The 4,861-nt window shown below is 44.9% G+C and carries 5 protein-coding genes; 3 read left to right on the top strand and 2 right to left on the bottom strand.

The annotated features are described in order from the left end of the window. Positions 1-1,254, top strand: a 1,254-nt coding sequence (locus ACWA6V_RS17320; RefSeq protein WP_449523665.1) for a glycosyl hydrolase family 18 protein, incomplete at its 5' end; no start/stop codon positions are given. A 93-nt stretch (positions 1,255-1,347) separates the two neighbouring features. On the opposite strand, the gene ACWA6V_RS17315 is transcribed toward ACWA6V_RS17320, so the two are convergent. Beyond that, positions 1,348-2,607: a DUF418 domain-containing protein gene (locus tag ACWA6V_RS17315; protein ID WP_449523664.1), complete on the bottom strand. Its 1,260-nt coding sequence runs from the start codon at positions 2,605-2,607 to the stop codon at positions 1,348-1,350. 126 nt (positions 2,608-2,733) lie between these two features. Then, positions 2,734-3,588, bottom strand: a complete 855-nt coding sequence (locus ACWA6V_RS17310; RefSeq protein WP_449523663.1) for an RluA family pseudouridine synthase — start codon at positions 3,586-3,588, stop codon at positions 2,734-2,736. Between the two features lie 29 nt (positions 3,589-3,617). On the opposite strand from ACWA6V_RS17310, the gene ACWA6V_RS17305 reads away from it, so the two are divergent. Beyond that, a complete protein-coding gene (locus tag ACWA6V_RS17305; protein WP_449523662.1) occupies positions 3,618-4,151 on the top strand; it encodes a YaeQ family protein in 534 nt (177 codons plus the stop codon). A gap of 174 nt (positions 4,152-4,325) precedes the next feature. Beyond that, the coding region (locus tag ACWA6V_RS17300; RefSeq protein ID WP_449523661.1) for a hypothetical protein at positions 4,326-4,861 on the top strand (536 nt) is incomplete at its 3' end.

Genomic DNA, 4,861 nt, shown 5'->3' with positions numbered 1-4,861 from the left:
GGTGCGGTGGTGATTAATGCCGGTGGTGCTTACACCTGTCAGGTTCCGGGTTGGTGTTCATCAACGGCAACTTGGGCTTACGCACCAGGCACGGGTACTTATTGGCAACAGGCTTGGACTGCCGGTGGCAATTGCCCCGGTACCAGTGTATCCAGTGTGAGCACATCACGTTCCAGCTCCAGCAGCTTGGTACCGTCATCGGTTAGCTCATCCAGTGTCAGTACATCGCGCTCCAGTGTTTCATCAGCAAGCAGCAGTTCAGTAGCGCCAAGTAATGGCAGGGAATTGGTAGGCTATTGGGAAAACTGGCATTGGCCGTTGGAAGTACCAGCGACAATTCCTAATTACACGGTACTGAATATTTCATTCCCATCCATCAATGCAAACGGTTCGCTCTATCTTGGTAATGATGGTGGCGTGCAAAACAATCCAACGGCAGAACAAATTGCTGCAGCCAAAGCCGCGGGCAAAAAAGTACTACTGTCGATCGGTGGAGCTAATGCAACTTTTGTACTGAACAACCAAACGCACGAAGATAACTTTGTGAACTCTTTCATCGCGATTAAAGATCAGTTTGGTTTGGACGGTATTGATATCGATACGGAAAAAGGTCTGCACACCAATCCAAATGCGCAAATTAGTCAAACCAGCCCGCAATATTCTGCGGATTATCTGGTGCGTGCAATCAAGCGTTTGAAAGCGCGTTATGGTGCGAACTTCCTGCTGACTATGGCTCCTGAAACGGCGCATACCATTGGTGCCAATCTTCCAAATAACTGGTTAGGGCAATATAACTGGGGTGTTTATTTACCATTGATGAATGCACTGCGTGACGACATCAGTTGGATCCAAATGCAGTACTACAACACTGGTTCTATGCCTGGCAAAAATGGCCAGTTCTACAACTCTGCAACTCAAGATGGTTTGGTAGCCTGGACTGAAGCATTAATCGAGGGCTTCCAAATTGGCAGCACTGGTGTAAGTTATCTGGGCCTGCCTGCTAACAAGGTTGTGATTGGCTTACCTGCATCGACCTCACCTGCAGCAGCTGGTAGTGGTTACACCAATCCTACTGTTGTGAAAGCGGCAATACGTTGTTTGCGTTCCGGTGATTGCGGTAGTGGTTACAAACCAGCAAAAACCTATCCGGATCTGCGCGGCGTTATGGCCTGGTCTACCTGGGAAGATGGTTTAACGGGTTATGCTTTCTCGAACGCTCTCAAAGCTTGTGCGTTGAATAATCAATGTAACTGATAGCGTTAAATCGTGACTAAAAAATCCCCACTGGCCGCGAGGCTAGTGGGGATTTTTTTATTCAGATATTGATGAATAAAAATTGCTGAATTGTTAATTATTATTTAGCTTGCTTGCGATTCTGTGCTTATAAAACAGTTGCCATTTTAAATCCGTTGCTGAGCGCCACAGCCATTCAATAGGTCCATAGCTGAAATATTTCAGCCACCAACGACAGATCAAAATTTGTGTGGCGAAAATTGCTATGCATAAAAGTGCATTCTGGCCTGGGCTAGTCAACGTAAATAAGCCAAGGCCGATGTTAAAAAATAAATATACACCGATAACCGATTGGCTCAGGTAGACGCTCAGCGCCATTTTTCCAACACTGGCCAGAGGAATTAATCGTGCTTCCCACTTGGGCTTTAGCATTAGTAGGCTAATGCCAGTGATATAAATCAGCGTAAGGCTGGTGTTGAAGACTTCCAGAATAAACCCGCCAATCCATCCCGCAAATGGAGCATTTTGCACATCAATCTTTAATGTAAAAGTGACTGCACCGAAAGCTATTCCTACTAAAACGGCTATCAGTAATGCCCATCCACTTCTTTTCAAAACTTGTTTAAAGCGCACGTGATGTTGGTCTATATCGATGAACCACTGCATACGCCCAGCAAGCATGCCCAATAAAAAGAATCCAAATGTAATAAAACCGCGGCCGCTATTAATCTGGTACGTGAGCTTTTCCGTTACTGCATGGATATTATGCTGAATCATTTGCGCAAAATTGCCGCTTTTAAGAATTTCATAATAGGCCGCACCTGCAGTTTTGTGGTCTTCCTGAATCAACTGCAATTGATCGCGTAGTAGAATCGAAATTAGTTCGGCGCATTTAGTTGGGATATTCAATACTAATAACGACCCCACAATCAGCAGAGTTTTATTACTGAGGTTGCGAAAAAATAGCAATAAAAATCCGAGTGGAACATAAATCGATAAAATATCGGCGCGCCAAAAAATATGGTGTAACACACCTATAGCGCCCAATATAACCAAGCGCCAGCCGAAACGTGTAAAGACTGGCTCGTGGCGATTGATCAGCCCTTGAATCTGGATATGAAAACTTAAGCCAAATAAAAATGAAAATATCGCAAAGAATTTACTGAGTATAAAAATCATGTAAGTCCCTATGGCGATACCGCTCCCTACATCTTTATAAAGCTGGTAGGTCTCTTGAGGTAGTGGCCCGCCGGCATACCAAAAAATCATATGCGCGTAGAGAATTCCAAACAGTGCGAAACCACGCAGGACATCCAAGGTGACTATGCGATCCATTTTATGAGTGGAATGGGGGAAGGGTACAGATGCTGTCATGGGAGGTTCCTTGCGCCGACGATGGTGATCCTGTCATGATAATGACCGGTTTTTCAATATTGTATTGGTGAGACTGGGTCTCTCCCGATTTTGGATTCACCAGCCATTATTATTTTTAATAAATTGTTATTTGAACTGCAATTCCTGCGGCAATTCTACAATGACCGGCTGTTTGGTATTGGGGCAAACAAACTCCAATCGATAAGCCAACAACTGCAAGCCCGAAGGAGATTTAGAACCGTAAAGTTTGTCCCCCACAATCGGGTGGCCGATATTGGCCAGGTGACGGCGGATTTGATGCTTGCGGCCGGTTTCGATATGTACATCCAGCAAGGTTTTATTGTTTTCCACGCGAACTTTTTTGATATGGGTAATAGCAGATTTGCCATCCAACTCATCATTCAGAGTTAGCCCCAAGGTTGGAATATCGCAATAATCCACTACCCACGCTTGATAAAATTTACGCATATCGCGCGCTTGAAATAGGGCGGACAATTTCGCGGCACTTTGGCTATCGTGTGCAAGGATGATTAAGCCCATCGCATCAGCATCCAAACGGTGTACTAAAAAACACTCGCGTTGGCGTTGCCCTTCATTAGGTTGGCCATTCACTTCAACCCACCGTAAAATGCTACAGTGGTCGCCCCATTGGGAGCCCTGCGAGAGCATGCCAGCGGGCTTGAACCAAATGCTGTAATTGCCCCCGTCATAAATCAGGTTGGCGCTTTCAGGTTTGCGTGCAAGCACCTGCTCATCGTAAAAAAATTGGATTTTAGAACCCTTGTACAGCACTTTGGTGGCGCGGCGTAAACGCAGTGTTTTGCCTTTGAGTGTCCACCAGACGGCACCTTTATTCATCGCATCTTTAATGCGCTGCTTGGATAGACCGGTACCTTCGGCCAACAAATCCAATGCGGTTTGCTCGGCTTGGGTAACAGTGAATTCGAATTTTTGCGGTATTTCAAATGAAGTATCGGACATTATTTAGCTTTAATTAAGTGAGAAAAATTGTGGCAGTGAAGGCAACTATTTATAAGGCGAACCTGAGCTTGTCGGATATGGATCGCAATGTGTTTGGCGATTTCAACCTGACCATCGCCTTGCATCCCTCGGAGACTATTGAGCGCATGATGGTGCGTATTCTAGCCTTTTGTTATCGCGCTGCGGAAAATTTAACCTTTACCAAAGGCCTATCCTCCATGGAGGAGCCTGATTTATGGTTGAAGCATGATAACGGCACTATCCTTGAGTGGATTGAAGTAGGGCAGCCGGCACCGGATCGCTTGAAAAAAGCATCGGGCCAAGCGCAAGCGGTGAAGGTGTTTAGCTATGGTCGCGGTATGGATGTCTGGTGGAAAACCAACAGCGCTGCCATCCGCGCCTTGCCCAAAGTGAGCATTCACCATTTTGCTGCTGATGAATTACAGGCTCTGACGGCATTGGCTGATAAAACGATGAACCTGACAGTCACTATTACCGAAGCCATCGCCTATGTTTCTACGGCGACTGAGAATGTGGCGATTAGCTTGCGTGAGATGGAATAACCACTATGAAAACCCCTGAAATGAATGCTCCCTTTTTAGCTGTTGTTGATATCACTCTTGATAACGCGCAGCAGTTTTTAATTGTTATCTAGGCATTTAACTGTAACCATTTGTTTACAGTTGTCCAATACAGCTTTATTCTCGGTCTTTCTTCAGTCGTAGGAGAGGTTGATTATGGAGTTGCTTTTCGCTAGCGATGAGTTTGAAATTCATGGCGTTTCCTACCCTGGATTTCCGCTTATATTTGATCGGCATATGGATTTGGTATGTGAAGCATTCGACTTCTTAGTTAAGTACTGTATAAAACGAGGGAGAGTCCAAAGCGCACATTCATGGAAGGCATATGGTCAAAGTATCTATGATTTTTTAAGTTTCCTTGAAGTTAATAATGAGTGGGATTGGAGAAATACCAATCTAAATCGTGACGACACGATACTGGTTTCTTACCGGGACTGGTCTTTAGGTACGCTGGGTTTAAAACCATCTACAGTAAATTTTCGCTTGCGGATTATTAATGCATTTTACCGCCATGCTTTACTTAAGGGGTGGATAAGCTCCCTTCCTTATCAGCTTGAGCGTGTTGTTGTCAAACAAGCTAAAGGATTTCTGGTTCATACGAGTTCTAAAGGGAACTCAATGTTGTCCCCAGATGTGATGTTAAAATCTCATGGCGCTCGTATTCGAGTGTTGAATCTTGTTCAGATAAAACA

The sequence above is a fragment of the Cellvibrio sp. genome (assembly GCF_053579595.1).
The sequence above is the reverse complement of the archived record's forward strand: the minus strand, read 5'-3'. Positions and strand labels throughout refer to the sequence as shown.

What these genes read in the sequence shown, in the direction of transcription:
- ACWA6V_RS17315 (WP_449523664.1), bottom strand. Translation starts at nt 2,607, where the DNA reads ATGACAGCATCTGTACCCTTCCCCCATTCCACTCATAAAATGGATCGC.
- ACWA6V_RS17310 (WP_449523663.1), bottom strand. Translation starts at nt 3,588, where the DNA reads ATGTCCGATACTTCATTTGAAATACCGCAAAAATTCGAATTCACTGTT.